We start from the raw sequence: 26,243 nt of genomic DNA, 5'->3' as shown, positions 1-26,243 counted from the left end.
GGAGAGAACGGGTAGCGGCGGCTTGAGCGGAGCAGACCGGTCTTCAGAGCATCACTTTCTTGCCGTGCTGGGCACTCTCCACCGCCCCGAAGACCATCCCCAGGCTCTTGATGTTGTCGCGGCAATCGGTTTCGGGAAGGCGCTTCTCGCTCAGGGCGGCGAACATCTCGTTCAGGCAACCGAAATGCCCCTCGGGGCCGGGAGCGTTGCGCGGCGTGCTGGCCTCCACCCGCCGGAAGTCGCGCAGGAGGCCTGCTTGCCCGGCACCGGTTACCACCTCGGCGTGGGGCGCGTGGGTACCGTCCCAGAGGGCCGTTCCGGCGCTGCCCATCACCCGCCACTCGGCTTCCCAGGAGGTCGGTGCCCCCTCGGCGCACCACGAGCCGTTGTAGCTGAAGACCTGTCCGCCCTCAAATTCGAAGACGCACACCGCCGCCGCCGCGCCCGCGTACCATGATCCTGGCGGGTTGAATTCCTGGCAATACACGGATACCGGGTCACGTCCCAGGATGAAGCGGGCCTGGTCGAAGGTGTGAATCGCCATATCGAGCAGCAGTGGGCTGGCCATCGCGTCCCGGAAGCCGCCGAAATGTGCCCCGATAAAAAAGTTGGCGGTGGTCAAGCCCGGCGTGCCGATGCTGCCGCGCACCAGTTCGCGCAGGGCGTGCATCTGCGGCAGGTAGCGCCGATTCTGCATCACGGCGTAGGTGCGTCCGGTCTGCTCAGCGGCGGCGACCATCCGGCGGGCCTGCGCCATCCCGGCGGCCAGCGGTTTCTCGCCGAACACGTCGCAGCCTGCCTTTAGGGCCGCCAGGGTCACCGACTCGTGCGCCTCGGGAACGGTCACGTCGAACACCAGATTGGCCCCGCTGGACCGAATGGCGTCCGAGACGTCACCAAAGATGGGAACGCCGCCCAGTTGATGCTGAGCCGCCAATGCTTGCGCGGTGGCCTCGTTGAGATCGACCAGTGCGACCAGTGCAGCGTCCTCCCGCTGAAGGGCGTAGCCCACCCAGGTGTTGGCCATGCTGCCGCAGCCCACCAGCGCGATGCGGAACTTCGGATCAGCGGCCCGGATCATACCGGCCCGGCCACTTCAGGTCCGCTGATCACCGGATTCGGCACGAACCCGCCGCCCCGGCAGTCCTTGAGGTGGTTCAGCGCGTGAACCTGGCCGGTCATTTCCAGTTCGCCCCGGTAGACCGGATCGTGAAAGCCCTCGATGTTGATGTCGCCCGCGTAGCCGCTCTGGCGCAGGATGCTGATCACGTCAGTCCAGTTGGTGTCGCCGAAACCAGGGGTGCGGTGCCACACATAGGGCCGCTGGCCGTGAATCCCCGACTCGCGGATCACGTCCCAGGCGATGGTGGCGTCCTTGCCATGAACATGAAAGACCCGACTGGCCCACTTGCGTAGCTGCGGCAGCGGGTCGATCAGGCCCACCAGCTGATGGCACGGCTCCCACTCCAGCCCGATGTTCTCGGCGGGCAACGCGTTCCACATGGCGTCCCAGGCGGCAGGGCCGTGGGCGATGTTCCAGCCTCCGGCCTGCCAGTTGCCGTCCATGGCGCAATTCTCGAAGCACAGCCGCACGCCCTGATCGGCCGCGCGGCGCGAGAGTTCGCCGAACACCTCGGCATAGCGCGGCAGCGAGGCGTCGAGCGTTCCCGGCAGCCTTCCGGTGAAGCCGCCGACCAGATCGGTGCCGAACAGCTGGGCGTGGTCGATCAGTCGCTCCCAGCTCGCCAGGGTGTCGGCGTCGTCGCCCTGGGCGGTCAGTGGATTGCCGAAGATTTCCAGGCAGGAGATGCTGGTGCCGCTCGATTCGGTGATGTCGCGCACCCGCCGCGCCGTTTCGGCCAGGTCGGTGGTGCCGGTCGTCTGCCAGAAGGTGAGGCTGAAGCTCTCGAAGCCGTGCGGCACGATCTGAGGCAGGACCTGTGCGGCGTATCTTCCTTCCACCAATGTTCCGATGCGGATGTCGTGCATGTCTTTGCTCTCTCCCTGTGCGGTAGCGTCCTGCACCTGCTCAGCGCTCGAAATGTTTTTTACTAAAGAGTAGGATCAAGGAGCACCGTAGTCCTTTTGACCGCCCGCCGTCAAGTCTGCCGTGCCTGCGTGAAGAAACCGAATCCGGCGCAGGCGACTATAGTGGTCGGGCATGCGCGCGCCCGGTTCCGATTCCTCGCCGTCCGTCACCCTGCAGGACGTGGCCCGTGCGGCAGGCGTCTCGCTGGGCACGGTGTCGCGGGCCTTCCGGCAGCAGGGCGGACTGACCGAGCAGACCCGCCAGCAGGTGTTGCAGGTGGCGCGTGAGCTCGGCTACGACACGGCCCGGCTGAGGGCGGCCCGGCTGCGCCACGTGACGTTTCTGCTGCACCGCCAGCACACCGCCCCGGACGGCAATCCCTTTTACTCGCATGTGCTGCACGGCGTGGAAGACGAATGCCGAGCGCGCGGCCTCACCCTGCATTACAGCTCGCTGAGCGGCGAAGACCAGGTGGCCGAGATCGTGCAGCACCACCAGGCCGACGGTTTGTTGGGCGTGGGGTTCTTCGAGGGCACGCTGATGGCGCAACTGCGCGCCCTAGAGTTACCGCTGGTGCTGGTGGATCACTTCGCGGGAGCGCTGCCGAGCGTGAACAGCGACAATTTCGGCGGCGCGTATCGGGCGACCCGGCATCTGCTCGCGGTGGGTCGGCGGCGGGTGGCCTACCTCGGCGGCCCGGACCACCACAGCATCCGCCAGCGCTGGCTGGGCTACCGTCAGGCGCTCTACGACGCGGGCCTTCCGGCGGACCCGGCCCTCGACGTGCGCCGCGATCCGCTCGACGAGGAAGACGGAGCCAGAGTGGCGATGCTGGGCTTACTGGCGCTGGCCGAGCCGCCCGACGCGGTGTTCGCCTTCAACGACACCTCGGCGCTGACAGCGCTGCGGGTCTGTCAGGAAGCGGAGCTGCGCGTGCCGCAGGACATCGCGCTGGTCGGCTTTGACGACATCGGCGCGGCGGCGCTGTCACACCCTCCGCTCTCCACCGTGCGGGTCGACAAGGAAACGCTGGGCCGCCAGGGCGTGGCCCTGCTGCTCGATGCGCGCCGCCGCGCCGAGGGCCATCAGGAAATCCTGCCCACCGAGCTGATCGTGCGCGCCAGCAGCGCAGGCTAGCGCAGGGGCCACACAAGAAGTGCCCTGGGACCGCGTTTGGCTGAGGCCAGCGGCAGGCCACTCCACGCTCCGGCTTTGTTTCGAAAGGACCGGGGCGGCGCGGGCCGCTGAGGTGAATGGACATTGGGGTAACCGGACCCTGCGCTCGCCCTATGGCCTGAGCGCTCCCACCCGCCGCCGCGTGGGTCCGGTGTGGCCCGCCGAACTCGCCCGGACGATTAGTTCGCTGGGCACCACGATGTGCGTGGCGGCGGGCGCGTCCGGCAATTCGAGCAGCAGCTCGACGCCGCGCGCGCCCAGCGCTTCCTTGGGCACCCGTACCGTGGAGAGCGCTGGGTGCAGCGAGGCCGCCGGGTCGATGTCGTCAAAGCCCACCAGCGCGATGTCCTGCGGCACACGCAGCCCGGCCTGCTGACAGGTGCGCAGGGCGACGATGGCCGTCGAATCGTTGAAGGCGAACACCGCGTCGGGCGGCTCGACCAGCGCCAGCAGGTTCAGCATCGCCGTGCGCGCGCCCTCCTCCTGCTCGGGTGGGTCGCGGCGCACGTCGAGGGCCGGAACGTGGGGCCGCCCGGCATCGGCCAGGGCCTGAAGGTAGCCGCGCCGCCGCTCGGCGATGCTGAAGTGCTCGCGCTGCCCGCCGATGAACGCCACCCGTTGGCGGCCCTGCTGCAACAGGTGGGTGGTGGCCGCGTAGGCCCCGCCGAAATTGTCGCTGTTCACGCTCGGCAGCTCTCCCGCGAAGTGATCCACCAGCACCAGCGGCTTTCCGGCGGCGCGCAGTGCGCCCAGCAGCTCGTCCTCGAAGTACCCCACGCACAGCAGGCCGTCGAGCTGCTGATCGACCACCAGCGTGTTCAGGCTCTCGCCGGACCCGGCGGTGCTGTAGACCATCGCCAGCTTGCGGCTGCGGCAGGCCTGCTCTGCGCCGTGCAGCACCGGGGCATAAAACAGGTTGCTCGAGAGCGCGTTGTCGCCCCGGTGAACCAGCACGCCCAGGCGGGTGATCGGCGCGGCGCGCAGCTTGCCCAGGTCGTAGCCCAGTTCCCCGGCGGCCTGCAAGACCCGCTGCCGGGTGGCCGCCGAGACGCCGCCCAGGCTCTTGAGCGCCCGCGAAACGCTGCCCACCGAGACGCCTGCGTGGGCAGCGATGTCACTCATGCGGGCGGGCACCCCGGCAGAGCGCAGGCCCGCCCGGTCGTAGCCGAGGTCCTCGGCGGCCTGCCGCACGCGCGCCTGAACGCCGGGAGAAACGCCGCCCACGCCGTTGAGCGCCCGCGAGACGCTGCCTGCCGAGACGCCCGCCCGTGCCGCCACGTCGCGCACCGTCACGTCACGCACCGCCGCGCCCTGAGCCGGGGGTGCAGTGGGGGAGCCGGGCTTGCTGGGGCGGGCCATGCGTCCGAGTATAGCTGCGCCCAGCGCCAGCGCAGCACACCGGCCCAACGTGGGCAACTTGACATTCCCGGTCAGCGGTCCTAAGATGTCTTTACTAAAAAACACGAACATCAAACCGAAGTTCTGCGGCGTCCATCTGGCCTCCGCGCCGGATTTCGTTGAGGAGGACCAGGCAAAAATCTCGGGAAGCACGGCATCTCGACACCGTCATGAACGTTCAGGTTCGACAGACCACGCTGCTGGGTGCCGCTGCTCAAAGCGGTTGATCTCAAAAAGGAGTTCATATGAACGCACCGCTCTCCCGCACCGTTTCCCGCACGCTGGTTTCGGCCCTGACCGGCACGCTGCTGCTTTCGAGCGCCGCCTTCGCGCAGGCTCCCACCAAACTGACCATCTGGCTGACCGGCGATCCCACCGAAACCAAGGTGATCCAGACTGCCACCGACCTCTACACCAAGGCCCACCCCAACGTGACCTTTGCGCTTCAGGCGCTGCCCTGGAGTGACGCCCACGCCAAGATCCTGTCGGCGGCGGCGGCGCAGCAAGGCCCCGACATCATCACCGGCGGGCTGTCGTGGGGCATTGAACTCGGTAACCTCGGTGGCATGGTCAACCTGACCAAGGCGTACCCGGTCCTCGACAAGCAGGTCAAGACCGAGAACCTGCCGGGCATCTTGCAATCGGTCGTCACCACCGACGGCCAGCTCTACGCCATGCCGTACAACCTGACGGTGCAGCTGCAGTTCTACCGCCCCGATCTGCTCAAGGCGGCGGGCGTCAGCGGCGCGCCCAAGACCTGGGATCAGCTCACTGGCACCATCGCCAAGATTCAGGCCAGCGGCAAGAAAGGCTACATGGTGCAGTGGGGCAACCTCGACTGGCTGGGTTTGTTTCCTTACCTGTACCAGGCAGGCGGCAGCTACTACGACAAGGGCTGCACCAAGGCCACCGTCAACAGCCCGGCGGGCGTCAAGGCGCTTACTTACTTCGCGGGGCTCTACAAGAAATTCAAGGTGCCCACCGATGCCTCGCCTGATCTCGGCGGCGGCCTGGACAATGGCAACTACCCGCTGGGCACCTCCTACAGCACCTTCAATTTCGACATCACCTACCCCAAGATGAAGGGCAAGTGGGCCGTCTCCGCGCTGCCTGCAGGCCCGAGCGGCAAGTACACCGGCTTTTTGGGCGGCACCGTCATCGGCATCATGGCCTACTCCAAGAACAAGGATGCCGCCGCCGATTTCCTCAAGTCGCTCAACGACGCCAAGGTGTCCAAGGCGCTGATCGACAACGCCTTCAAGGCCGGGCTGTACTTCATTCCGCCGCGTAGCGATTTCGCTGCGAACCTCTCGCTGCCTGCCGATCAGAAAGCGGCGCTGCTCAAGCAGCTCAAAGACAGCGCCGGGCCGCCCAACTGCCCCGGCTTCGAGGCCAGCAACCCCGATCTGTCCAAGGCCGTGCAGTCGGTCATCTTGAACAACGCTGATCCCAAAGCGGCGCTGGATATGGCCGCCGCCACCATGAACGCCAACCTCAAGAAATAAGCGCTGGCCTGGCACGGGCGAGTGGGTGGGAAGTGCCTGGGCAACACCGGGACTTCCCACTTTTTGCCGCCGTGCTGGAGGCAGTCGGGCGCAGCCAGCGCGGCGCGGCGCAGTCCATTACAGCGCACACGAAAAAGGCGGTGCCATGAGAAACGACAAGATGGGACTGGCGGCCAGTACGGTGGGGGGCGGCGTCAAGGTGACGCTGGGTTCGGCTCAGCCCTCACGCCGCGTCCGGCGCAGCTTCACAATTCCCCTGCTGCTGCTGCTGCCCTTTATGGTGTTGTTCGCGGCCTTCGTGCTGTACCCGGTCATCAATTCGCTGTACCTGAGCTTTACCAATTACAACGCCATCAGTGCGCCGAAATTGATCGGCATCGCCAACTACACCGATCTGCTTCAGGACCCGCGTTTTTACAAGGCGCTGGGCAACACCGCGCTGTTCGTGGTGTCGGTGGTGGTCATCAACACGGTGCTGGGCCTGACCCTGGCCGTCGTCTTCGGCGGCGAGGGCGTCTGGGATCAGGTGATGCGGGCGGTGTTCTTTCTGCCCTCGGTGGCGGGCGGCATCGCCATTCTGGCGGTCTGGAAATGGATTCTCAATTCCGAGGGCTACGGCATCCTCAATGCGGCCAGAGGGTTGTTCGGGCTGGCCCCGATCACCTGGCTGGGCACGCCCTCGCTGGCGATCGCCATGCTGGTGATGGTGGCGGTCTGGGGCGGGATGGGCGGCACCATGATTTTGTTCGTGGCGGGGCTCAGGGCAATTCCCAGCGAACTCTACGAGGCGGCAGCCATCGACGGCGCGACCCCCTCGCAGCGCTTCTGGAAGATCACCCTGCCGCTGCTGCGCCCCACCATGCTCTACATCATCATCACTGGCACCATCGGCGCGTTTCAGGTGTTCAACGAGCCGTACCTGCTGTTCGGCGGCGTGAGCAGCGTGGGCGGCCTGCTCGATTCGGCGCTGACGCTGGTGACCTACCTGTATGACCGGGGCTTCGGACGCTTCCAGCTCGGCTACGCCTCGGCAGTGGCCTGGGTGCTGTTCATCATCGTGTTCGCTCTGACGCTGATCAATTTGCGTCTCGGCGAGCCGGAAGACCGGACCAGCGAATGAGCTGGTGCCTCCGGCGCTCCACCAACCCGCACGCCACAACCCCAGGAGACCACCATGGTCGGTGAAACGAGATCCCCCGGACTGCATTCCCTGATGCGCCTGCCCTTTTACCTGCTGGCCCTGACGGTGCTGTTTCCCTACTACTGGATGGTGACCAGCGCCTTCAAACCGCTCGGCGAGATCACCAAAGCGCCCCCCACCCTGATCGTGCAGGACCCGACCCTGAAAAATTTCTACAACGCCAAGTACGCTCCCGGCGTCTCCGATCAAATTCAGGGACTGTTTCAGCGCTTCACCGGCACCGGCTTCCTGGGCTTTTTCGCCAACAGCTTCGCTATCACGGTGTTCGTGACGGTCGCGTCGCTGATCATTGCCTCGGCGGCGGGCTACGTGCTGGCCAAGCACAAGTTTCCCGGCAGCCGCATCGTGTTTCTCCTGATCATCGGCTCAATGATGATTCCCTGGCAGGTCACCATCATTCCCAATTTCCTGACCATGCGCGATTTCGGCTGGATCAACACCTACTGGGCGCTCCTGATTCCGGGGCTGGCCAAGGCGTTCGCGGTGTTTTTTCTGATCCAGTCGATTCGGGGCGTGCCGGATGAACTGATCGACGCCGCCCGCATTGACGGCGCGGGGGAAGTCCGCATCTGGTGGCAGATCGTGCTGCCGCTGGTGCGCCCGGCGCTGGCCGCCATGGCAATCTTCGTGTCGCTGGGCGAGTGGAACAACTTCCTCTGGCCGCTGTTGGTGGTCAATGACGACGCCCACGTCACCCTGCCGCTGGCCCTGGGGCGGCTGGCCGGGTCGCTGACGGCCGATCCGCGCGCCGCCGGGCCGATCATGGCCGCCACCCTGCTGGCCTCGGTTCCCACCCTCATCTTCTTTCTGGTGTTCCAGCGCCAGTTTGTCAGCGGAATCACCGTGGGCAGCCTCAAGGGATAAACGTGATGACCAAGCAGCCTGCCAAGTTCGGCGTGAATTACTGGCCCGCTTACGCTGGCCCCAAGATGTGGCGCGACTTTCGCCCCCACGAGATCGAGCTGGACCTCGCCGCCCTGAAAGTGGTGGGCGTGGATTATCTGCGGGCCTTTCTGTTCTGGCCCGACTTCATGCCCACGCCGGACCGGGTGGAGCCGGAGATGCTCGGCAGGCTGGCGCAGTTTCTGGACCTCTGCTCGGCGGCGGACCTGAAGGTGCATCTGAGCTTCCTGGTAGGGCACATGAGCGGCGAGAACTGGAGTCCGGCGTGGCTCCCCGACCCCACCAGGCTCTACGCCGATCCCGAACTGCTCGACATCCAGGCGCGCTATCTGCGTGAGGTGACGGCGCGGGTCGGAAAGCATCCGGCGCTCTCGGCCTACGTGCTGAGTAACGAGATGCCCATCTACGCGGGCGTGGGCACCAAGACGACGGTGGGCGGCTGGACCGAGCGGTTGTGCGGCGTGCTGGCCGAGGTCGAGCCGCGTCTGCCCGTCAGCCTGGGCGACGGCGCGTGGTACTGCCTGGGCGACGAGACCGGCTTCTCGCCCGAACATGTCCAGGACATCCTGGGGCCGCACCTCTACATCGCCGAGACCGACGCCGGGCGGCAACGGGCGGCGTACGGGCTGGCGGTGGGCACGGCGTCGGCGCTCGCGAACGGGCGCGAGGTGTGGCTCGAAGAATTCGGGGCCTCGCAAAACACTTTCGGAGAAGCCCAGATCGCCGAATTCGCGGGCCAGGTGGCCACCGAGGCCCGCTTGCAGGGAGCCAGCCACGTGTGCTGGTGGTGCGGCTTCGACTTCGAGCTGACCGGGGATTTGCCGTACGTTCACCACGCCTTCGAGCTGAGATTCGGCCTGCTCAACGCAGACCGCACCCCCAAGTTGTCGGCGGCGGCGCTGCGTGAGGCCCTCACCGCCCCACTGCCCGAGTTGCCGGAGGTGGGCTTGCTGGTCAGCTCCTTTTTGCCGGAGCGCTATCCCTTTTCCTGGGACGACCGCGATTTCGTCAAACGGGCGCTGCGCAACAGCTACGCGGCGCTGCGCAACCTCGGGTATCTGCCGCGCATCGTGCCGGAACGGGAATTTCTGGCAGGAACGGCCCAGGTACCGGACATCTTGCTGGTGCCGTCCACCCAGAAACTGCTGGCCCCCACCTGGGGCGCGCTGGCGGAGCACGCCGGGCGCGTCGTCTACAGCTACTTTCACGGCCCGCTGGACATTCACACCGGGGCCTGGGTGCCGGACGCTGGGGCCTTTTTCGGGGCGCTACCGCACAACCGCTACGGTTTGTCCGAGACGGCCCCCACGCAACTGCTGGTCGGGGACCACTCCTGGCCGCTGCCCGCCCACGCCAACGCGCTGGCGACCACGCCGCTGCTGCTCGACGCCCGGAATCTGGGTGACGCCGAGTTGCTGGGCACCGACGAGCTGGGCCGCCCGCTGTGGGTCAGAACCGGCAACCGCGATCTGCTGCTGTATCCGCTGGAAGCGCTGGCGCAGAGTCCGGACATGGTGGAGCCGATCTACCGAGTGCTGCTGGCGGGTGTGGGCGTACCGGCCCAGCGCACCCAGAGCCGCGAACCCGTGGCGGGAGACGACTGATGGGCCTACCAGAGCGGGTTAAGGTGGCCGTGATCGGTGCGGGCAGCTACGTTTTCAGCATCGGCCTGCTGCACGATCTGATCTTCGACTCGGGTCTGCCGCTCGACCTGGGTCTGGTGGACCCGAATACTGAAGTGGCCGAGCACATGGCGGGCGTGGCGCGGCGGATGGCTGAGAGCGCGGGCGCGGACGTGCGGGTGGACGCGGCGGCTGACCGGGTGTCCGCGCTCAAGGGGGCGCATTTCGTCACCAACTCGGCGGCGGTGCAGCTGCAGTCGCGCTACGCGCAGGACCGCGCCGTGATCGCCAGACACGGCCTGCGCGAGATCGCCAGCGAGTGTGGCGGCGTCGGCGGGCTGGCCTACGCCCTGCGAACGGTTCCGCTGGCCCTCGGCATCGCCCGCGACATGGAAACGCACTGTCCCGACGCCTGGCTGCTCAACGTCAGCAATCCGCTGCCGAGGGTCATCACGGCGCTGAGTCGGCACAGCACCATCAGGAATCTGGGCTTTTGCAACGTCGCGCACGGGGGTGAGGATGGGTATGGCAACGTCGCCGCACTGCTCAACCGCCCAGCCAGTGAATTGGACGTCGTGAGCGCAGGCCTCAATCACTTCGCCTGGCTACTGGCCATGAGGGACAGACAGACGGGCGAGGATTTGCTGCCCGACGTTAACGAAGCCCTGAAGGCTGGGGCTTGGTCAAACCAGCCCCTCAGCGTCTTCCTCTGGCAGAAGTACGGGGTGTTGCCGCTCTCCGGCGACTCGCACATCGGAGAATATCTGCCGTTCGATCCCGCACTCATGCACGAACACACCGCCTACCACGGCAACGCGCCGGGCGGCTCGATGCCGTGCGGCAGGTCGCGCAGGGCCGCCAGCCCTGGCAGACGCTGATGGAAGGTCGCTCGTGGGAGCGCCCCGGTGACGCGGTCGCGGCGCTGGCCGCAGGAAAGACGATGCTTCTGGACATGGTCAATCTGGTCAACGGCGGGCATCTGCTGGGACTGCCCGAAAACGCGGTGGTGGAACTGCCCGCGCAGGTTTCGGGCGGTCAGGTGACGCCGCTGGACGTGCCCGCCCTGCCGGACGATCTGCTGGCTTACGTCAAGCAGGTCTCTCACGTCCACGACCTCGCCGCCGGGGCCGCCGCGACGGGCGATGTGCGGCTGATCGACGAGGCGGTGCTGGCCGACCCCGCCATTCCCGACAAGCGGGCGGGGCTGGCCGCCATCCATGAGTTGCTGCAAGTTCATGCCGATGTGTTGCCGCAATTCGGGGTGGGTGGATGAGCCGCAAGCTGCTGGCCCTAGGTCTCTCGCTCTCCCTGTTCGCCGCTGCCCAGACCAACGCCGCACCCACCCGGCTCAGCCTCAGCGCGCCCACCGCGGCCGCCCGCACCTTCCAGCCGCTTGAGCTGAGCCTGACGACCGACGGTACCTTCGCCAACCCCTACAATCCGGCGCAGGCTGAGCTGAACGTGAGGTTCACCTCGCCCGCCGGAAAAACCGTCACCGTCCCGGCCTTCTGGTATCAGGACTTCGACCGTGCCACGTTGGAGCCGAAAGGGTCGGCGGGCTGGCGGGTGCGCTTCACGCCGACCTCGGCGGGGCTGTGGACGGCCAGCGCCTCGTTCGCCAACCCCGGCCCCAGGAGTGTGCCGCTGGGCTTCAAGGTGGTCGCCTCGGACGCGCCGGGCTTCGTGCGCATCGACAAGCAGAATCCGCGCTACTTCGCTCATGACAACGGAAAAAACACCTTCTACTTCCCCACCGGCCTCAACCTCGGCTGGTCGAACAGCAAGGGCGCGGCGGTGCTGGCCGACTACGACCGCTGGCTGAGTCAGCTCTCGCAAAACGGCGGCAATCTGGCGCGGGTCTGGATGGCGGCGTGGTCGTTCGGGGTGGAGTGGAAGGACACCGGCCTGGGCGATTACGGGAAGCGGCAGGCGCAGGCCTGGCTGCTCGATCAGGTGTTTGAAATGGCCCGCCAGAAAGGGGTCAATATCAAGCTGATGCTGATCAATCACGGACAATTCAGCACCACCGTCAACCCGGAGTGGGCCGACAATCCGTACAACGCGGCCAACGGTGGGCCGCTGAAGTCGCCGGAAGCCTTCGTGACCGATCCGCAGGCACGCGAGCTGTTCAAGCGCCGACTGCGCTACGTCGCCGCCCGCTACGCCGCCCAGCCCAACCTGTTTGCCTGGGAGTGGTGGAACGAGGTCAACTGGACGCCGATCGGGGACACCGACCTGAAAGCCTGGATCCGCGAGATGACCGGGGTGCTGAAGAAGAATGACCCGTATGATCACCTGATCAGCAGCAGCTACGCCACCGGCGGCACCGCCGATCTGTGGAAGATGCCGGAAATCAGTTTCTCGCAGCAGCACGACTACAGCGGGCGCGACCTGATGACCTGGGGCCGCAGCAACGTCTCGGCCTTCACCGACACCGCGCCCAGCAAGCCGGTGCTGCTGGCCGAGATCGGCTACTCGGGCAGCGGCAACGAGGTCCCACTGATCCGTGACAGAATTCATTTTCACAATTCCGTCTGGGCCGCGCCGTTCGTCGGCTACGCGGGCAGCGGGATGTACTGGTGGTGGGACACCTTCGTTGATCCGCAAAACCAGTGGCCGCAGTACAAAGGCCTGGCCGATTTCCTGAAGGGGGAGAATCTGGCGACCCTGACGACCGGCCACAACGCCGCCGTCAACACCCTGAGTGCCGCTGCCCTGACGCTGCAAAGCAAGGCCCGCGCCCTGATCTGGCTGCGTTCCAGTGCCTACGACGCGGGCGAGGCCAGCGCCGCCTACACCAAAGCGCTGATTCAGAAGAAAGCTGGAACGAACTGGACGTACCTCCCGCCCATCCGCTACGGCGTGACGCTTGAGGTGGACGGGCTCAGCGACGGCGCGTACACCGCCTACTGGTATGCGCCGCAGAAAAATGTCTGGCTGAGCGTGGTTCCCGTGACCGTCAAGGGCGGCAGCGTCACGCTGAAGGCGCCGACCTTCGACAGGGATCTGGCGGTCAAGCTGGTGCCTGCCGGGGAGCCGCGCACACCGTAGACATAGACACCCTGGAGACCCTCGGGGCAGGAGTAACGACCGACCCTGCCCTTTTCTCTGCCCAGAACTCATCTTCCCTTCCCTCCGGAGGCCCGATGTCTACCCACGATGTTTCAACCTACGGGGCAGTCGGCGACGGCCAGACCAATGACGCGCCCGCCATTCAGGCCGCCATCGACGCCTGCCACGCGGCGGGCGGCGGCACGGTGCTACTGCCCGCCGGACGCATCTACCTCAGCGGCTCGCTGGAGTTGCGCGGCCAGACCGAATTCCGGGTGGAGCGCGGCGCGACGCTGCTCGCCAGTCCGGACTACGCCGATTACCGGCCCGAGCACTTCAGCGACGCCATCAGCGGCGGCCTGATCGACACCGACTCCGAACTGTCGCGCCGCGCCTGGCTGACCGCCTTCGAGGCCCATGACCTGAGCATCACCGGCGGCGGCGTAATCGACGGCCACGGACGCGCCTTCGTTCAGGCCGATCTGGGCGGCATCTATGAGATGCGCGGCCCGCCGGGCGAGGAGCAGTATCAGGCGCGGCCCTACACCCTGAACCTGATCGGCTGCCAGCGGCTGGATGTGGTCGGCCTGACCCTGCGCGACGGCGCGTACTGGACGCTGCGGCTGACCGGCTGTCAGGACGTGACCATCGCCCATCTGCGGCTGCACAACGACCTTCGTCTGCCCAACAATGACGGCATTGATCTGGACCGCTGCCAGCGGGTCCGCATCAGCGACTGCGACATTATGGCGGGCGACGACGCCATCTGCCTGAAAACCTGCCGCTCCACCGCCGTCTACGGAAACTGCGAGGACATCACCGTCACCAACTGCATCCTGCAAAGCGTCAGCAGCGCCTTCAAGATCGGCAGCGAGTGCTGGAGTCCGGTGCGCAACGTCATCTTCAGCAGCAGCGTGATCCGCGACTCGCACCGGGGGCTGAGCGTGCAGTGCGTCGATCCGGGCGGTGTCGAGAACGTCTTGTTCTCCAACATCACCATCGAGACGCGGATGTACGACGAGCGCTGGTGGGGACGCGGTGAGCCGATCTACGTGGACGGCACGGCGCAGGATAAGGCGGTGGGCGTGGGCCAGATTCGCCACCTGCGCTTCCGGGACATTCTGGCCCGCAGCGAGAACGGCGTCGTCATTCATGCCGGGGAGGTGGGCGACGTTCAGGATGTGCTGCTGGACAATGTGCGAATTGAAGTGGACGCCTGGAAGGGCGAGTCTCCCATCGGTCAGCAGGATTTCCGGCCGCCCCACAGTCTGGTGGACGCGCCCACCCACGGCGTCACGGTGAACGGGGCTTCGGAGGTGACGCTGCGGCATGTTCAGGTGAAGTGGGGGCCGCACGCTCACGCGGCCTTCGGGCAGGCCCTGTTCACGCAGCGGGCTGCCGGGCTGAGCGTGGACGACTTCAGCGGTGAAGACGCCCGTGCCTGAACTGAACACCATCTACCTGGTCCACCACAGCCACACCGACGTGGGATTCACCGCCGATCAGCCGGTCTTCTGGGAGTTGCAGGCCCGCTTCATCGACGACGTCCTGAATACCATCGAGCGGCTGCAAGACGGCCCCTTCGAGAGCCAGTTCCGCTGGACCTGCGAAACCACCGCGCCCGTCCTGAAGTGGCTGGAAACAGCCTCTGCGCGCGACATCGACCGCTTCGTCGCCGCCGACAGAAGCGGCCACCTGGAAGTCGCCGCCATGTTCGCCAACATGACCCCGCTGCACAACCGCGCCCAGTCTGCCGAGGCGCTGCGGGCGGTGGCGCGGCTGCGCGACCTGGGGCTGGATATCCGTTACGCCATGCAGAGTGACGTGAACGGGCAGAACTGGCCGCTGGCCGACGTGCTGCTGGACGCGGGAATCGAGGGCTTCTCGATGGCGATCAATATTCACTTCGGCGGTGCTCCGCCCCGGCCTGCCGTGTTCGGGTGGCAGGCTCCCAGCGGACGCACCCTGCCCACCTTCAACGGCTGGGCCTATCCCCGCGCCCGCGAATTCGGCATCGGGGAGACGAGTGACGCGGCGTTCGCGGCCTGGGTGCCGCGCCTTGAAGCCCATCTGAAACACGTGGAGTTCCCGCTGCCCTTCGTGATGCTTCAGGGCGATCACCCCTACGGCGACAACGGCAGCGTCTATCCGCAGTATGCGACGTTCGCCCGCCAGTGGAACGCCTCCGGGCGCGGGCCGAGAATCGTGATGGCGACGCCGAGGATGTTCTGGGCGGCGCTCAGAGAACATGCGCAGCCGCTTGAGGTCTGGCGCGGCGACTGGACCGATTTCTGGAATTTCGGCTGTATCAGCACCGCCCGTGAGACGGCGATTGATTGGGCCAACCGGGTGCGCCTGACTGACGCCGACGCCATTCACGCCGCCTTGCAGGGTCTGGCCGCAGCGCCTCAACCCGGACTGAGAACGCAGTGGGCCGGGCGTTCCTTCCGGCTCTACCGCGACGAGGCGTGGCGCGCCCTGAACCTGTGGAGCGAACACACCTGGGGGGCCGACAGCGCAGTGGGCACGCCGGGCACCGACGATTCGCTTTCACAAAAGAGCCACAAGCTGAATCTGGCCTACACCGCCCGCAGCCTCAGCCTGCTGCTGGCGCGTGACGCCCTGGCCGACTTCGCGCAGTTCGTGGATGGCGGCGCGGATGAACTGCTGGTCTTCAATCCGCTGCCCTGGCCGCGTACCGTCAGCGGGCAGGTTCCGGCCAACACCCTGACGCCGCGCGGCGACCCCGCCGACACCACTGCCAGCCGCCATTTTCAGGGCCATGACACGCCGCCCACATCCATCTGGACGGGGCGCAACGCGGTCCATCACGGCGGCAATCTGGGCTGGGTGCTGCCGCCCACCGAGGTTCCGGCGTTCGGCTACGCAACCGTTCCCAAGGCAAGCGTGCTGAACGTGAACACGGCGGCGGTGAGCCAGGAAGCGGAGGTGGAGACGGCGCGTTACCGCCTCATCTTTGACACCGAACTTGGCGGCGTCGTTTCCCTCTACGACAAGCAGCTCAGGCGCGAGTGGGTGGACGCTGACGCCGGACATCCGCTGCACGGCTTCGTCCACGAGGAGGTGGCGAGCCGCACCCACGACTGGCCGCGCCGCCTGCTCAACAAGTTGGACTGGACACCCACCGCCGCCGATGTGAGCGGCTGGCAACCCGGCTGGATTGCCAACCGCACCGGCCCCAGCCGTGTCACCGCGTACCATGTCTACCGCACGCCGCTGGGCGTGGCCGTGGAGCAACTGCTGGAGCACCCCCAAGTGGGCCAGCTGGCCCAGCGCGTCTTTTTACCCTTACATGCCGACTGGATCGAGTGCGAGGCCGAGTGGGAGATGAACCAGGACCCGCATCCGCAGGCCACCTACCTGCTGTTTCCCTTCAGTCTGCCCGGCGCGGCAGTCCGGCTGAACATGGCCGGGCAGCCGGTGATACCGGGGCGAGACCAGTTGCCGGGCGTCTGCCGCGACTATTTCACGGTGCAGGGCTGGGCCGATTTCAACAACGGCGACTTTGGTGTGACCGTCGCCCTGCCGGAAAATCCGATGGTGCAACTGGGTGACTTTCACTTCGGGCAGGCCCAATCGGCATTTGTGCTGGAGCGGTCCATGCTGCTGGGTTGGATCACCAACAACTACTGGGAAACCAATTTCCAGCCGGTGCAACCGGGGCTGGTCACGGCCCGCTACCGCCTGCTGCCGTATGCCGGGCCGTTCGACGAGGCGCGCGCCCAGCGCTTCGGGCTGGAGACCGAGCACGCCGCGCCGCTGACCCAGCACTTCGGGGAGCCGGGCGTGACGCCGCCGCGCTTGCCCGCCAGCGGAACGCTGCTCAATCTGCCGGACGCGCCGGTTCTGGTGACGCACTTCAAAGCGGCGGACGGCGGCGCTCTGCTCTCACTGCTGAATGCCAGCGAAGATATACAGACCGTGCGTGTCGCTTCGGCGTTGTTGAAGATTGGGCGGGCGTGGCATTGCGATCTGTTCGGCATCAAAGAGAAAGCACTGGCCGTACCGGATGGGGGCGTCACCCTGGAGTTGCTCCCGCGCCGCAGCGTCACCTTGCATCTGGAACTTACCCCCTCAGCTCAGGAGAACCAATCTTGAACCTCCCCGCCAATCCCATCGTTCCCGGCTTCTACGCCGATCCCGAGGCCCGATTCTATGCGGGCAGATCCTGGATCTACGCCACCCGTTCGGCCACCGACTACACTCAGCAGCTCAACATCGACGCCTTCAGCTCCGCCGACCTGATTCACTGGGACAAGCACGCGGGCGTCATTGAAATGGCCGACTTTCCCTGGATCTGGCGGGCCGTCTGGGCACCGACCATCCTTGAAAAAGGCGGGCGCTACTTCCTGATGTTCGCCAGCAACGACATCCTGAACGACGGACAGGTCGGCGGGCTGGAAATCGCCGTCTCCGACTCGCCCGCCGGACCGTTTCGCGGCCTGCTGGGAAAGCCCATGCTCGACCGCTTCATCGGCGGAGCGCAACCGATCGACGCCCACCTCTTCAAGGACGACGACGGCACGGTGTATCTGTATTACGGTGGCTGGAAGCACTGCAACGTCGCGGTGATGAACGACGAGATGACCGGGATCGTGCCCGGCAGTCTGCGCGGTGTTACGCCGGACGGCTACGTTGAAGCGCCCTGCATGATCAAGCGCAACGGCCAGTATTTCCTGATGTGGTCACAGGGTGACTGGGTGGACGGGACCTACAGCGTGGCCTACGGCGTCAGCGACAACCCCTTCGGCCCCTTCGGGCCTCGCGGCGTCGTGCTGAAAAGTCGGCCCCCAGTCGCGGAGGGCCCCGGCCACCACGGGTATCTGCATTTGCCCGAAACCGACGAATGGCTCATCGTCTACCACCGCCGCGTCATCGGCAACACCGATCCGGGAGCGCGGATGCTGTGTATCGACAACCTTGAGTTTGAGCAAGACACCATCAACCCTGTCGTGATGACCTGAAGGGAGACACATGACCTACTACGGCTTCAATTTTCAGTGGATGTATCACTGGCAAGCGGGAACACAACCCCAGGAACCCGACGGGCAGGCGCTGGATTTCATGGCCCGCTACGGCTTCAACTTCGTGCGGATTCCCACCAATTACCAGTTCTGGACCCGGGATTTCGATTACCTGCACCCTGACGAGGCGGTGTTCGAATACCTCGACCGTTATCTCGCGGCCTGCCAGTCGCGCGGCATTCACCTCAGCCTCAACCTGCACCGCGCTCCCGGCTACTGTATCAACGGTCAGGACCTGGAGCGCGACAACCTCTGGACCGACGTTGTGGCTCAGGACGGCTTCGTCTTTTTGTGGGAAACCTTCACGCGGCGCTACGAGGGCGTCAGCGCGGCTGACCTCAGTTTCGATCTGGTCAACGAGCCGCCGGACATCGGCACGCGGGGCCTGACGCGTGACATTCACGCCGCGCTGATCACCCGAACGGTGGCTGCCATCCGCGCGGTTGATCCCACCCGCCCCGTCGTCATCGACGGTCTCGGCGGCGGCAACATCGCCATGCCGGAACTGGCCCACCTGAATGTGACCCACAGCGGGCGGGCCTATCAGCCCTACCCGGTCAGCCACTGGGGCGCGCCGTGGTGGAACGGCTGGAACACGCCCGGCGCGGCCCCCGAATACCCCGGCACCGTCTACGAGGGACGCGTCTGGAACCGTGAGGCGCTGCACGACTTCTACCAGCCCTGGCGCGAGGTGCAGGCAGCGGGCGCACCCGTCCATATCGGAGAGTTTGGCTGCTACGTCTACACGCCTCAACATGTGGCCCTGCGCTGGTTCAAGGATCTCTTCAGTCTGTTCAAGGAGTACGGCTGGGGCTACGCGCTGTGGGAGTTCGAGGGCGTGTTCGGCATCGTCAGTCACGGGCGGCCCGGCGTGGTCTACGAGGAAATTGACGGCTATCTGGTGGACCGGGCGTTGCTGGACCTGATGCTGGAAAGCCGCACCGGGGAGGAGACCGGAGTAGGCTAAGCCCCTATGCCTTTCGCCCGCCCCGTGCTGACCGGTTCTTCCTCTTGAGACTGCTGCCCTCGCTCACCGACCTGCCGCGCAACGCCCGCAACGCCATCCGGATGGAGCCGCTGTGGGGGGTGTTCGGCGTGGTCGTGATGTATTACGCGCCGCTGTACATGAGCGGCGTGGGCCTGAGCAGCACCCAAATCGGGTTGCTGGGATCGTTCACGCTGGCCTGCTCGTTCGGTTTTCAGCTGCTGGCCGCGCCGATCACCAACCGGCTGGGCCGCCGCCGCACCACCCTGATCTGGGATTTGATTTCGTGGAGTCTGCCGATGATCGTCTGGGCCTTCGCGCACAGCTTCGCGTCCTTCGCGCTGGCCGCCTTCCTGAGCGCCAGCGGGCGAATCGTGGCGGTGTCGTGGAGCCTGCTCCTCATCGAGGACGTGGAGGAGCGCCAGCAGGCCAGGGTGTTCGGGATCATCAATCTGATCAACGCCTTCGCCGGGCTGCTGACGCCGCTGATCGGCTTGGTAATTGCCAGCCGGGGGGTGGTGGCGACCTTGCGGGTCTACTATCTGCTCGGCGCGGTGGGCATGACGGTGATGTTCGTGTGGCGCAACGCCCTGACCCAGGAAACCCAGCGCGGTGAGGCGGCCATGCAGGAGCACCGCGACCTCAATCCCTGGCAGAGCCTGGCCCGCACCCCGCAACTGGTGCGGACCCTGGGACGCAGGCCGGGGCTCAAGGGCGTGGTGGCCTTTTACGTGCTGACAGTGTTCGCCGAGCAGATGAATCTCTTTCAGATTCTGTTTTTCAGCGCCACGCTGGGCTTCGGGGCGCAGGCGGTGTCGCTGGTGCCGGTGGCGACGGCCATCACGACCATTCTGATGTACAGCCTGGTACTGCGGCGGCTGTCGGCAGTGAGCGCCGAGTTGACGCTGGTGTTCACGCGGGCGCTGGGCCTGCTCGGAGCAGCGGCCCTGCTGCTGATTCCCGCCGGAAACCTGGGCGCGCTGCTGTTGGTGGTCAGTTTGCTGGCCGGGGCCACCTTCCTCACCCAGACCTACCGGGACGCGGTGCTGTTCAGCCACCTGCCCCAGCAGGGCACGGCGGACCTCTACTCGGCGGTGCAGACCCTGACGCTGCTGGTGTCGGTTCCGGCGGCGGGGCTGGCCGGGGCCATCTTCAGCGCCCACCCGCGCACCCTCTTTATGGTCATCGCCGGACTGAACGTGGTCCTGCTGCTGCTGGCCGTGAACCTGCACCGGGCACGGCGCACCCGGATGGACCCGGCGCTGCCGTGAAGGTTGGTCGGCCGCTTGATGAAGTCTCAAGCAGACGTTGGGCGCGGAAATTGTGGGCGCTGACGAAGTTTCTGGCGACCCTGCCTTCCGACCAGTCGCAAGATACGAGTGGGCGCTGGAAGCTGAGGAGTGCGCCGCCCCGACGCAAGCAGACTGGGGCGCATCCCGTGAACCTCCAGCACGAGGGCCTACCGCTCCAGCAGACTCAGCGGGCCGTGCGCGAGCTGACCGACGCCGAAGGTGGTAGGTGGCGTCGAAGGGGCCTTAAGCCCAGTCGTAGTGCGCCGCGCGCAGATCGTGCTCAACCGGCCCGGCGTCGGCGGGTGCTGAGGCGGGGCAGCACCCATTCAAATGCCAGGCGATGCCCGGCGACGCCCGTGAGCGTCACTTGCCAGCGCTCGTTGCCCGGCTGATCTCGCTCATCCACACCGACGAAGGCGAACTCAAGCGCGAGGCTATGTTCAAGACGCCGTGCCGAGTCCAGCGTGGCCTGGACCAGATCGTCGTCTATCGCTTGTTCAAGTTCCTCTATCCACTGTTCGAACGCTTCCACTTTCCCTCCTTTTCAAAAATCACGCCATCAAAAAAAGCCGCCCCCGAGGATGGGGGCGGCTTTTCCCTGCCTGGCTCACGGCAGGGTCAGGCGGGGTTTGTCGGCGAGGGTGCGGGCGAGGCGCTGCACCTCGCGCAGGGTGCTCTCGGCGTCCTCGCGGATGCCCAGCCGCCGGAAACTCTGCGCCAGGCTCTCGGCGTCGCGTTTGAGCAGCGACTGAAAATTGGGATTGGTCCGGTCACTGACCTGCGGAAAATCAATCATCATCACGCTCCCCTCCCACCACAGGAGGTTATAGGTGCTGTAGTCGCCGTGAACCAGGTCCAGTTTGAGGAGCCGCGCCATGCCTTCCAGGGCCTGCTGCCAGGCCGTCCGGGCATCTTCCGGCGACAGGCGAATGTCACTCAGCCTCGGCGCGGGGGCGTCCTCGTCACCGACAAAGCGCATCAGCACGGCGGGACTGGTCTGCACATAATCGTAGGGATCGGGGCCGACCAGCGGCTCGGGCACGTTCAGCCCGGCTTGCCAGAGCTGCCACAGCACCAGGTATTCGCTGGCGACCCACAGGTCTTGCAGCGCCGCCGCGCCTTTCGAGCCGCGCTTGGCAATCGCCTTGGCCACCGCGTCGCTGCTGCGGGCCAGCCCTGTGCCGTACTCGCCGGTATTCTTGAAACTGCGGGCCGCCACGTCGCGGTAGATTTTGAGGGCGATCAACCCCGCTACGCCCTGATCGGGGTCGCCCTCGGCCAGGTAAACGGTGGCTTCCTTGCCGCTCTTGATCTCGGAAAGCACGTCGCCGATGAGGCCCAGGTCTTCGAGCTGCGTCAGCACCGGGTCTTTGGCGTCGGTACCCACACTCAGCGCGGCCAGCTTGCGTTTGCCCTGGGGCTTGCGGCGCTTGCGGCTGATCTTCAGGCCCTGATCGGCGTCCTCGCCGCGTTCGTACCGGTCGGCGATCTGGCCCTTCAAGTGGGCCTCTGAACGTTAACTACTCGGGAAAGGGTTCGTAAGGAAGTCGCTGGGAAGTGCAGCATGCATGCTCCGTGGATCAATGATGGCGGGGAAGACGGGGGCGGGACCCTGCTCGGCCTCGGAAACAAAATCAAAGTTGTCGGTCATTTTGCTGCACCTCCTTATCGGTGTTGGCTCCAGCTTAGCAGGTGAGCGGACCATGAGGCGCACGCGGCACGGCGACTAGGCCAGGATGCCTAGTGCCGCGCCGCCACAGCTTCACTTGAGGGTCTTGCTGATGGCCGCGTTGCTGTAAAAGTCGCTGGCTTTGGCGCTGGCAGGGACCTTGCCCTGCTTTTGCAGGTAGCCGATGGCCTTGGTCCAGGCGGCGGGATCGCTGTAACCCAGGCCATTGGCGCGGGTCAAAGGGCTCTGCATCAGCGGGACGCTGGCCTGCAAGACCGCCAAGCTGCCGCCGCCGCTCTTGAAGTCGTTCAGGCCGATCTTGTAGGCGCGGGCCGGGTCGCCGATGGTAAACCGCATGGCCCGCTGCGAGGCGCGCACGACTTTCTTGGCCAGATCACCACCCAGGTTCTTCTCGGTGGTCATGATGCCCACGCCCACCATCGGGTAGGCCGCCGTCACGTCGAGGGTATTGACCGGCACGCCCGCCGCCTTGAGGTTCACGACCTCGTTGTTGACGAACCCCACTGCTGCGTCCACCCGCCCGCCGCGCACGGCTTCGAGCTGGGTAAAGCCGATGGAGGCGAGCTTCACGTCGCTTTCCTTGAGGTTCGCCGCGTCGAGCAGCGCCCCCAGCGCAAAATACGTCTGCCCGAAGGGACCGGGAATGCCGATGGTCTTGCCCTTGAGATCGGCGGCGCTGCGAATATTCTTGGACGCCAGGCTGAAGACCGTCGCCGGGACTTTCTGGTAGAGCGCCATGATGTACTTGACCGGCTGGCCCGCTACCCGCGTGAAGACGGCGTCTTCCGGGTCGCCCACCACGAAGTCGAGCTTGCCCTGGAGCAGCAGCGGCATCAGATCGGACACGTAGCCGTGCTGGTACTCGACGTTCAACCCCTCAGCCTTGAAGTAGCCCAGCCGGTTGGCGACATAAAACGGCGTGAACTGCACGTTGGGGATGTACCCCAGCCCGATGCGAACGGTGGTCAGCGGCGGCACGGCCGTCGTCTGTGCGGCAGCAGTCGCTCCGGCTGAAGCGGCCAGCAGGCTGAGCGTGAGGGCGGCGGACAGAAACCTTGACATGCCGTCAGTGTAAGCCTGGCGCTCAGGCCCTGATTGTGGGAGCGCCGAGCGCTGTCTCAGCGGGCGGTCTAAAGAAAGGGAAGTGGCCGGGGAGTAGCAGGCCCCCCGCTTTTTCTGGCAGGATGCGGGCATGAGCATCCTCAACTTTGTGGGCCGGGCCGCACTGGCGTCCATTTTCATTCAGGGCGGCCTCAGCGCGCTGCAACATCCTCAGCAGCGCGCCAAGCTGGTCGAGCGCGCGGGCCTGCCCGAGCCGGAGCGCCTGACCCAGCTCAACGGCGGCATCATGGCCGCGTCGGGCGTGTTGATGGCCCTGGGCATCATGCCGCGCACCTCGGCGCTGACACTGCTGGCCTCAATGGTGCCGACGACGGTGGTGGGCCACCCCTTCTGGCAATTGGAGGGAGCCGAGCGCCAGGGCCAGATGCTGCACTTTTCCAAGAACGTCGCCATGATGGGTGGTCTGCTGCTGGTCGTCGCCGACCGGGGCCGGTAGGGGAGAGCCGTTCAAGGTTCAGATCAAAACCAGCCGCGCCCAGTCAATTTCGGGCGCGGCTGGTTTCGGTTGACGCTGAAGGTTACTTCTGCTTGCTGGCCTCGGCCTTGCCCTGCTCGTCGAGGGCCTTGAAGTCCTCGTCGCTGAGTTTCAGGCCCGCCGCCGCTACGTTTTCTTCCAGGTGCTTGACCTTGCTGGTGCCGGGAATCGGCAGCATCACCGGGCTGCGCTGGAGAACCCAGGCCAGGGCCACGCCGCTGGGGCTGACGCCCTGCTGCTTGGCGACGCTGTCGAGCAGGCTGCCTTCCTTGGCGAGACTGCCCGACGCCAGCGGAAACCAGGGAATGAAGCCGATATTTTCCTGTTCGCAATAATCGAGCACATCCTCGCTCTGGCGGGTCACCAGGTTGTACATGTTCTGCACGGTGGTCACCTCGAACACCTGCTGGGCGGCCTTGATCTCGTCCACACTGACTTCTGACAGACCCAGGTGGCGAATCAGGCCCTCGTCCTGCATCTGCTTCATCACGCCGAACTGCTCGTCACGCGGCACCTTTTTGTCGATGCGGTGCAGTTGCCACAGCGGAATCTGATCGAGTTTGAGGCGGCGCAGGCTCATCAGCACGCACTGGCGCAGGTACTCGGGGCGGCCCACCGGCGGCCAGACGTCGGGGCCGTGACGGGTCAGGCCGCCCTTGGTGGCGATCACGGTGTCGCCGTAGGGCGAGAGCGCCTCGGCGATCAGGTCTTCGGAAACGAAGGGGCCGTAGCTGTCGGCGGTGTCAATGAAGTCGATGCCGAGTTCGGGCAGCCGCCGGAGTACCCGCAGGGCCTCGTCCCGGTCGTCCGGCTCGCCCCAGATGCCCTTGCCGGTAATTCGCATGGCCCCGAAGCCGAGGCGGTTGACCTGAAGGTCGCCGCCGATCTTGAACTGTCCGCTGGCCTGTGCATTCGCTGTGGTGTTGGTCATACCCGGGGTTGTAACGCCTGGGCCGACAAGGCAATGGTGCGGTGCTTGCAGGATGAAGGGACGGCCAAATGAGGTGTCCTGCTCAACCGTCCCCAATCCTGAAGGTCGGCCTGCCGCCGGGGTGTACCGTTCCTCAGCTTCAGCCGCTAGGCTGTCTGATATGCGCTTCCCACATTCTGTGCGTCGGCGGTTCTGGCGCTCCCTGCTGGTGTCGCTGCCGTTTTTGCTCGCTTCCAGCGCGGCCCGCTCGCGTGTCCGGCCCGCGGCATGAAGCGCCCCCGCAGCGCCCTGTACGTGCCGGGCGACAACCTGCGTGCCATCGCCAAGGCGCGTACCCTGGGCGCGGATATGCTCATTCTCGACCTTGAAGACGGCGTGGCTCCCGAGCACAAGGCGCGGGCGCGCGAGAATATCTGCGCGGCGCTGCGGGAGGGGTTTGAGTGCCCAGTGCTGGTGCGGCTCAACAGCTCCGGCACTGTCTGGGAGCAGGACGATCAGGAAGCGGTGCTGTGCGAGAAGCCTGACGGCCTGGTCTTGCCCAAGGTCGAGGAGGCAGGCGTGCCGCGCAGCATGACGCTGGGGCTGCCACTGTGGCTGATGATCGAGACGCCGCGCGGGGTGCTGGCCGCGCCTGATCTGGCCGCCGAGCAGGGGGTGGCGGGCCTGATCGTGGGAGCCAACGACCTGGCCCACGCCCTTAGGGCCCGCCCCAGCGCAGACCGCACGCCGCTGCTGCACGCCCTCAGCGCGGTGGTGCTGGCCGCCCGCGCCCACGGCAAATTCGTGCTTGATGCGGTCTACAACGACATCCATGACGCCGAGGGCTTCGAGCGCGAGTGCCTCCAGGGCCGCGATCTGGGCTTCGACGGCAAGACCGTGATTCACCCGTCGCAGGTGGCAGTGGCCCAGCGCGCTTACGGCGTTAGTGAGGCACAGGTGCAAGCGGCCCGCGAACTGCTGAGCGCCTGGGAAGCGGGCCGCGCCGAGGGGAAGAGCCTGATCACGCTGCACGGACAGATGGTGGAGGCCATGCACGTCGAGGAGGCGCGGGCGGTGCTGCTGGAAGCCGGAGCCTGAAGGGGGCCGCACCGGAACCGTCCTGTCAGGACGCCCGCCCCGGCCCCCAGCGCTAGACTTCCGGCATGGGTTCCAGCGCTCCGAGCCTCACCATCGCCTTTCTCGCCGGACTGATCTCGTTTCTGTCGCCGTGCGTGCTGCCGCTCGTTCCCAGTTACCTGGGCGTCATCGGTGGCAAGGCCCCCATCACGCGGGCGCTGGGTTTCGTGCTGGGCTTCGGACTGGTGTTCGTGGCGCTGGGGGCCACCGCCAGCGGCCTCGGCTCGCTGCTGGACGCCTACCGCTTCACCCTGTCTCGGCTGGCCGGAGTGCTGATCATCTTTTTCGGGCTGGTGATGCTGGGGGCCATCCGGTTGCCGTTCATGATGCGCGACACCCGCGAACTGTCGGCCGCGGACCAGTACGGACCGGTGGCGCTGGGCGCGGCCTTCGCCTTCGGCTGGAGTCCCTGCCTGGGGCCGGTGCTGGGCAGCATTCTGGGCCTGGCCGCCAGCACCCGCAGTCTGGGTCAGGGGGTGGGATTGCTGCTGGTCTACACGCTGGGCCTGGCGCTGCCGTTCGTGCTCTCGGCGCTGCTGTGGGAGCGTTTCAACCTGCGCCGCCTCAACAGATACGCCGGGGTGTTCGAGAAGATCGGCGGGGTGATTCTGGTGGCGCTGGGCCTCTTGATGGTCACCGGGCGCTTTACGTTGCTGGCGAGCTGGGCCTTCTCGGTGATGCCGAGCTGGCTGCGGCTGTAAG

General features: G+C 66.1%; 23 protein-coding genes. 16 read left to right on the top strand and 7 right to left on the bottom strand.

All coding sequences use genetic code 11. From position 1 onward, the window contains the following. Window positions 1-43: 43 nt before the first annotated feature. Together GUI70_RS05660 and GUI70_RS05655 are read right to left on the bottom strand one after the other, a co-directional pair. Complete coding sequence (locus tag GUI70_RS05660) at window positions 44-1,081, bottom strand: Gfo/Idh/MocA family protein (protein ID WP_161881317.1); 1,038 nt, start codon at window positions 1,079-1,081, stop codon at window positions 44-46. Further along, complete coding sequence (locus tag GUI70_RS05655) at window positions 1,078-1,989, bottom strand: sugar phosphate isomerase/epimerase family protein (protein ID WP_161881316.1); 912 nt, start codon at window positions 1,987-1,989, stop codon at window positions 1,078-1,080. Before GUI70_RS05655 ends, GUI70_RS05660 begins: the two co-directional genes overlap by 4 nt. A gap of 172 nt (window positions 1,990-2,161) precedes the next feature. Here GUI70_RS05655 and GUI70_RS05650 point away from each other — a divergent pair, with 172 nt between their 5' ends. Continuing rightward, entirely contained in the window at window positions 2,162-3,166 is a 1,005-nt protein-coding gene (locus GUI70_RS05650) for a LacI family DNA-binding transcriptional regulator (protein ID WP_161881315.1), read from the top strand. A 150-nt stretch (window positions 3,167-3,316) separates the two neighbouring features. On the opposite strand, the gene GUI70_RS05645 is transcribed toward GUI70_RS05650, so the two are convergent. Then, on the bottom strand, window positions 3,317-4,564 hold the full coding sequence (locus GUI70_RS05645; RefSeq protein WP_161881314.1) for a substrate-binding domain-containing protein: 1,248 nt from the start codon (window positions 4,562-4,564) through the stop codon (window positions 3,317-3,319). 284 nt (window positions 4,565-4,848) lie between these two features. Here GUI70_RS05645 and GUI70_RS05640 point away from each other — a divergent pair, with 284 nt between their 5' ends. The 12 genes from GUI70_RS05640 (at window position 4,849) to GUI70_RS05585 (ending at window position 20,186) form a co-directional block, all read left to right on the top strand. Further along, window positions 4,849-6,108 (top strand): extracellular solute-binding protein, encoded by a 1,260-nt coding sequence (locus GUI70_RS05640; RefSeq protein ID WP_161881313.1) that lies wholly within the window; start codon window positions 4,849-4,851, stop codon window positions 6,106-6,108. 145 nt (window positions 6,109-6,253) lie between these two features. Continuing rightward, window positions 6,254-7,228: a carbohydrate ABC transporter permease gene (locus tag GUI70_RS05635; RefSeq protein WP_161881312.1), complete on the top strand. Its 975-nt coding sequence runs from the start codon at window positions 6,254-6,256 to the stop codon at window positions 7,226-7,228. 54 nt (window positions 7,229-7,282) lie between these two features. After that, complete coding sequence (locus GUI70_RS05630) at window positions 7,283-8,173, top strand: carbohydrate ABC transporter permease (protein WP_161881311.1); 891 nt, start codon at window positions 7,283-7,285, stop codon at window positions 8,171-8,173. 5 nt (window positions 8,174-8,178) lie between these two features. Continuing rightward, entirely contained in the window at window positions 8,179-9,816 is a 1,638-nt protein-coding gene (locus tag GUI70_RS05625) for a glycoside hydrolase 5 family protein (RefSeq protein WP_161881310.1), read from the top strand. After that, the gene (locus GUI70_RS05620) at window positions 9,816-10,712 is read left to right on the top strand and encodes a family 4 glycosyl hydrolase (protein ID WP_161881309.1); all 897 of its coding nucleotides are present in this window, start codon (window positions 9,816-9,818) and stop codon (window positions 10,710-10,712) included. The genes GUI70_RS05625 and GUI70_RS05620 overlap by 1 nt, the downstream gene beginning before the upstream one ends. Continuing rightward, window positions 10,670-11,107: a family 4 glycosyl hydrolase gene (locus GUI70_RS24935; RefSeq protein WP_161881308.1), complete on the top strand. Its 438-nt coding sequence runs from the start codon at window positions 10,670-10,672 to the stop codon at window positions 11,105-11,107. The genes GUI70_RS05620 and GUI70_RS24935 overlap by 43 nt, the downstream gene beginning before the upstream one ends. After that, window positions 11,104-12,885 carry a DUF5060 domain-containing protein gene (locus GUI70_RS05610; RefSeq protein WP_161881307.1) on the top strand — a complete coding sequence of 594 codons (1,782 nt, stop codon included), beginning with the start codon at window positions 11,104-11,106 and terminating at the stop codon, window positions 12,883-12,885. The genes GUI70_RS24935 and GUI70_RS05610 overlap by 4 nt, the downstream gene beginning before the upstream one ends. A gap of 95 nt (window positions 12,886-12,980) precedes the next feature. Then, window positions 12,981-14,330 (top strand): glycoside hydrolase family 28 protein, encoded by a 1,350-nt coding sequence (locus tag GUI70_RS05605; protein WP_161881306.1) that lies wholly within the window; start codon window positions 12,981-12,983, stop codon window positions 14,328-14,330. After that, entirely contained in the window at window positions 14,323-17,004 is a 2,682-nt protein-coding gene (locus GUI70_RS05600) for a glycoside hydrolase family 38 N-terminal domain-containing protein (protein WP_161881305.1), read from the top strand. Before GUI70_RS05605 ends, GUI70_RS05600 begins: the two co-directional genes overlap by 8 nt. Next, entirely contained in the window at window positions 17,001-17,870 is an 870-nt protein-coding gene (locus GUI70_RS05595; protein WP_161881304.1) for a glycoside hydrolase family 43 protein, read from the top strand. Before GUI70_RS05600 ends, GUI70_RS05595 begins: the two co-directional genes overlap by 4 nt. Window positions 17,871-17,880: 10 nt before the next feature. Further along, window positions 17,881-18,897: a glycoside hydrolase family 5 protein gene (locus GUI70_RS05590; RefSeq protein WP_161881303.1), complete on the top strand. Its 1,017-nt coding sequence runs from the start codon at window positions 17,881-17,883 to the stop codon at window positions 18,895-18,897. 44 nt (window positions 18,898-18,941) lie between these two features. Continuing rightward, on the top strand, window positions 18,942-20,186 hold the full coding sequence (locus GUI70_RS05585; protein WP_237724717.1) for an MFS transporter: 1,245 nt from the start codon (window positions 18,942-18,944) through the stop codon (window positions 20,184-20,186). 301 nt (window positions 20,187-20,487) lie between these two features. Here the strand turns inward: GUI70_RS05585 and GUI70_RS05580 are convergent, their stop codons facing one another. The 3 genes from GUI70_RS05580 to GUI70_RS05570 all read right to left on the bottom strand — a co-directional run bounded on the left by GUI70_RS05580 (window position 20,488) and on the right by GUI70_RS05570 (window position 22,959). After that, the gene (locus tag GUI70_RS05580) at window positions 20,488-20,739 is read right to left on the bottom strand and encodes a hypothetical protein (protein ID WP_161881302.1); all 252 of its coding nucleotides are present in this window, start codon (window positions 20,737-20,739) and stop codon (window positions 20,488-20,490) included. A 75-nt stretch (window positions 20,740-20,814) separates the two neighbouring features. Next, a complete protein-coding gene (locus GUI70_RS05575; RefSeq protein WP_237724716.1) occupies window positions 20,815-21,708 on the bottom strand; it encodes an RIO1 family regulatory kinase/ATPase domain-containing protein in 894 nt (297 codons plus the stop codon). Between the two features lie 261 nt (window positions 21,709-21,969). Next, window positions 21,970-22,959: an ABC transporter substrate-binding protein gene (locus GUI70_RS05570; RefSeq protein WP_161881301.1), complete on the bottom strand. Its 990-nt coding sequence runs from the start codon at window positions 22,957-22,959 to the stop codon at window positions 21,970-21,972. Between the two features lie 130 nt (window positions 22,960-23,089). Here GUI70_RS05570 and GUI70_RS05565 point away from each other — a divergent pair, with 130 nt between their 5' ends. Beyond that, on the top strand, window positions 23,090-23,455 hold the full coding sequence (locus tag GUI70_RS05565) for a DoxX family protein (protein WP_161881300.1): 366 nt from the start codon (window positions 23,090-23,092) through the stop codon (window positions 23,453-23,455). 82 nt (window positions 23,456-23,537) lie between these two features. Here the strand turns inward: GUI70_RS05565 and GUI70_RS05560 are convergent, their stop codons facing one another. Further along, entirely contained in the window at window positions 23,538-24,425 is an 888-nt protein-coding gene (locus tag GUI70_RS05560) for an aldo/keto reductase (protein WP_161881299.1), read from the bottom strand. Window positions 24,426-24,692: 267 nt separating this feature from the next. Here GUI70_RS05560 and GUI70_RS05555 point away from each other — a divergent pair, with 267 nt between their 5' ends. Together GUI70_RS05555 and GUI70_RS05550 are read left to right on the top strand one after the other, a co-directional pair. After that, window positions 24,693-25,502, top strand: a complete 810-nt coding sequence (locus GUI70_RS05555; RefSeq protein WP_161881298.1) for an HpcH/HpaI aldolase/citrate lyase family protein — start codon at window positions 24,693-24,695, stop codon at window positions 25,500-25,502. 65 nt (window positions 25,503-25,567) lie between these two features. Continuing rightward, window positions 25,568-26,242: a cytochrome c biogenesis CcdA family protein gene (locus GUI70_RS05550; protein ID WP_161881297.1), complete on the top strand. Its 675-nt coding sequence runs from the start codon at window positions 25,568-25,570 to the stop codon at window positions 26,240-26,242. Window position 26,243: the final 1 nt, after the last annotated feature.

It is taken from the genome of Deinococcus alpinitundrae, from assembly GCF_009982895.1.
GTDB lineage: Bacteria > Deinococcota > Deinococci > Deinococcales > Deinococcaceae > Deinococcus > Deinococcus alpinitundrae.
Note: the sequence above shows the minus strand (reverse complement) of the source record. Positions and strands in the feature narration are given on the sequence as shown.